This window comes from Aeromonas finlandensis (assembly GCF_000764645.1).
In the GTDB taxonomy this organism is placed as follows: domain Bacteria; phylum Pseudomonadota; class Gammaproteobacteria; order Enterobacterales; family Aeromonadaceae; genus Aeromonas; species Aeromonas finlandensis.
In genome coordinates this window covers 1-4,010 of record NZ_JRGK01000146.1, presented here as the reverse complement: position 1 = coordinate 4,010, position 4,010 = coordinate 1, and the positions used below count along the sequence as shown (strand labels likewise).

2 protein-coding genes and 1 pseudogene are annotated in these 4,010 nt (G+C 58.1%); 1 reads left to right on the top strand and 2 read right to left on the bottom strand.

Annotated elements, in window-relative coordinates:
• On the top strand, positions 1 to 878 hold an 878-nt coding region (locus LD28_RS0111645), incomplete at its 5' end, for an inorganic phosphate transporter (protein ID WP_033137135.1).
• 545 nt (positions 879 to 1,423) lie between these two features.
• Here LD28_RS0111645 and LD28_RS0111640 read toward each other — a convergent pair.
• Positions 1,424 to 1,699: pseudogene (locus LD28_RS0111640) on the bottom strand (IS3 family transposase); the annotation flags it as partial.
• A gap of 115 nt (positions 1,700 to 1,814) precedes the next feature.
• Positions 1,815 to 4,010 (bottom strand): ribonuclease E/G (locus LD28_RS0111635; protein WP_033137134.1); only part of this gene is annotated, 2,196 nt, incomplete at its 5' end.

Genomic DNA, 4,010 nt, shown 5'->3' with positions numbered 1-4,010 from the left:
GCAAGAAACACCCACCGTTCTGGGCGCGTCTGACCCTGGTGGCCTCCGCCATGGGGGTGAGCTTTGTACACGGCTCCAACGATGGCCAGAAGGGCATTGGTCTGGTGATGCTGGTGCTGATCTGCATGGCGCCCGCCTATTTTGCACTGGACATGAGCAGTCGCTCCTATGATCTGGATCGGACTCAGGATGCCAACCAGCGCATCATGGAGATCTACCAGCGCAACCAGGCCGCATTGGGTGGTGTCATCAACTTCTCTGCGCCGGCAACAGTACAGGAAGAGCTGATGACCCACTGCTCCGCCGATGGCGTGCTACAGGCGATGGCGACCCTTGATTCCCGTCTTGGGGCTGTTCGTACCTATGAAGAGCTGAACCTGACCGATCGCCGTGAGGTTCGTCGTCTGCTGCTCTGTATCGATGATACTGCTCGCAAGGTAGCCAAGCTGCCACTGCCAGCGAAGGAGCTGACCGACCTGGCCAAATGGCGCAAGGATCTGACCGCGACCGCTGAATATGCACCGACCTGGGTTATCGTCTCCATCGCACTGGCGCTGGGTTGCGGTACCATGGTGGGCTGGCGTCGTATCGTCCATACCGTGGGCGAGAAGATCGGTACCACTGGCATGACCTACAGCCAGGGCATCGCTGCCCAGATCACTGCGGCTACGTCCATCGGTGTGGCTAGTTTGACCGGTATGCCGGTATCCACCACCCATATCCTCTCCTCGGCGGTAGCGGGTACCATGATTGCCAACAAATCCGGCCTGCAGAGCCAAACCATCAAGACTATCCTGATGGCTTGGGTGCTGACGCTGCCGATGACCATGCTGCTCTCTGGTGGCTTGTTCATCGTCAGTCACCATTTCTTCAGCTGATTTCACGTGATGTTTTAAAGGGCCTGCGGGCCCTTTTTTCATGCCTGCGATTTCATTTAACCGCAAGTTGTCAGGGGGGAGTAGTAATGTCGCTATCTATGTAGTGTCGAGAGGGTGAGGGCAGCACAACGGCTTGGCTGTGGAGGCATTGGATGACGTTGGTGTATGCGGAATAGGTCATATCAAGAGATGGCTTGCTCCACGACCACAGGCTCGCTTGAACTGGCTGGCTGGACAATTGCGGTATATTAGAGGCTTGGTTGTTTGAGGTGGGTAAGTGCCAAATTTCTCGACAATACAGGCGATAGTATGAAAGCAACCTGCCCACAAAAAGAGGTATACAGGAATGCGGCGTCCAGTCACGCCCGTCGATAAATTCCCTGATATTCAAAAATATTGATATGCCAACAAACAATAATTTGGAATAACCATATCTCTATCAAACTTTACTTACATGTTATGGCTATTCGAAAAGAGGTCCGACAGAGAGCATATAAGAGCTGCAGGGGGGGGGATTTCAACCAGCAGGATTGCGTAAGGGGGCAGAGCACATCGACGACGGCCTCAAAGAACTGGGCCTTCTGGCTCATCAGCGCCAGCTGCTGCTCGAGCTCATTGATACGTTGTTCGGGCATCTGGTTGTCGGGATCTGTCATGGTGATGCTCCTGCCGGCGCGCACCAGAACGGTCGAGTTACCCTGAATACCATAACGCACCTGAGACTGTTTGTAGGTGAGCTCGCCTTTTTCAATCTGCTCGACCAGCGCCAGTTTAAAAGTCAGCGAGTAATCGCGTAGTGTCCGTTTCACACCTTGTCCCATCGGGCTCTCCATTTATTGGGGGGAAAGGTGTAAACCATATTCAGGACGGGACAAAGGGATAAAAAAAAGCCACACCTATTGGTGTGGCTTTTTACTAACCAGTATGACTGAGCGGTTATGGACGGCCAGCCGGGCAAGTTGCCACGTTGACGGCGGCAGTGCTGCCACCATGACGACCTGACGTGCTCACCTCGTTGCGTACCAGCGGCGGGTAGTTAACCGGCTCACGGGCAGGCAGGGCAGGTGCTTCAGCAGGAGTTGCCATCGGCGCGGATGCCTTGCGGGCACGAGCCAGCAAGCCAGCACCGTGTGCTACCTGTTTGGTGACGACCGGAGTCTCTTCCACCACAACGGCAGCGACAGGTGCCGGGGTTTCGACAACAACAGCTGGCATCTCGACTGCAGCGGCGACCGGTGCAGCGGCGACCGGTGCAGCGGCGACCGGTGCAGCTTCTACGACAGGCGCGGTGACAACAGGGACGTCAACAACCGGTACAGTTTCAACCACTGTGTCGGGAGCCACGTCGGCAACCGGAGCAGCGACAACCGATACTTCTGGCTCTGCTGCAACCACTACCTCAGCAACGGCTTCAACAACCGGGCTTACGGCAACATCGGTTTGAGTTGCTTCAACCTGGGCAGTGGCCTGCTCGGCAGCTTCTTCAGCGATGGCCTCGGCAACCACGTGCTCGGTCAGTGCTGCAGAGGCCTGCAGGGCTGCGGCAATGGCTTCAGCGCTCGGGATGGTGACAACAGGCACTACCGGCTCTTCAACCTGTGCTTTGGCAATATCTGCCTGGGCTGCGGTGGTCAGCGTGGTGGTATCTTGCTGTTCTTCGTCACGCTGGCTGCGGGCATCTTCGTTGATTCGCTTGCGGCGCTGACCTTCGATGCGTTGGCTGCGCGGAGTGCGGCGTGAACGGCGCTGGCCTTCACTCTGCTCTTCCTGCTCGTTACCAACGGTGGCATCGAGCACCTCAGCTTGCGCAGGTACTTCGTCAGCCGGCAGGGCAGAGGTATCAGCAGCGGCGACATCGACGCGGATCTGCTTGCGCAGTTGACGACGTTCGCGGCGCTCGGCCACTTTCTGCTCTTTCTCCTGACGTGGCAGGGTGGCAGCTGCATCAACGGCTTCTACCGCTTCCACAACAACTTCGGCACGGGGCTCACGGGGAGCGCGAGGTTCACGGGCCGGACGCGGCGCACGTGGTTCACGTTCTTGACGCGGTTCGCGAGGCTCGCGCTCCTGACGGGGTTCACGTTCCATGCGCTGTTCGCTGCGCACGTCACCACGGGCTTCACGCTCCTGACGAGGCTCGCGCTCTTTGCGGGGACGGCGATTGCGGTTTTCACCGGCTTCGCGGTTGCCACCTTCACGCTTCTCGCCAGCTTCCGCGTTGTTGCGGTTGTTGCGATTGTCGTCACGACGAGGACGCTGACCACGGCCACGAGCGTCATCACGCTGATGACGATGACCTTCATCCTTGCGAGCTTCCTGTGCTGCCGGTTTCTCGGCTGGCGCTTTCACTTCGGCAGGGGCTGCATCGCTGCTGAACAGGCCGGTAATGCCTTTGATCAGCTTGCTGAAGAAACCGGCTTCGGCAGGGGCTGCAGCAACGGGCGCCGCCGGCTGTTGCGGTGCAACAGGAGCAGGTTGTGCCGGTTGGGCAAAGCCTTGCAACAGCGGTTGCTCACGCTCGATCACCTGGGCCTGTTTCGGCTGGTAGGTCGGCTTGGCAATCTCGGTTTTCAGCTCGTAGCTGGCTGCTTCCGGGATCTCGTTCTGACGAATGCGGGTCACTTCGTAGTGCGGGGTTTCCAGATGCTGGTTCGGAATGATGTAAACACGCACATCATTGCGCTGTTCCAGACTGGCGATGGCGGCACGCTTCTCGTTAAGCAGATAGGCGGCAACATCTACCGGCACTTGGCCGTGAACCTGCTCGGTATTGTCCTTCATGGCCTCTTCTTCGATGAGACGCAGGATGGACAGGGCGAGGGATTCGTTGTCACGGATCACGCCTTGACCCTGGCAACGAGGGCAGATATGGCTGCTGGACTCGTTGAGGGAGGGACGCAGACGCTGGCGAGACATCTCCAGCAGACCGAAACGGGAGATCCGGCCCAGCTGGATGCGGGCACGATCCTGATGAACCGCTTCACGCAGACGGTTTTCCACTTCGCGCTGATGGCGAACCGGCGTCATGTCAATGAAGTCGATAACGATCAGGCCACCCAGGTCGCGCAGACGCAATTGACGGGCAATTTCGTCGGCCGCTTCCAGGTTGGTTTGCAGCGCAGTCTCTTCGAT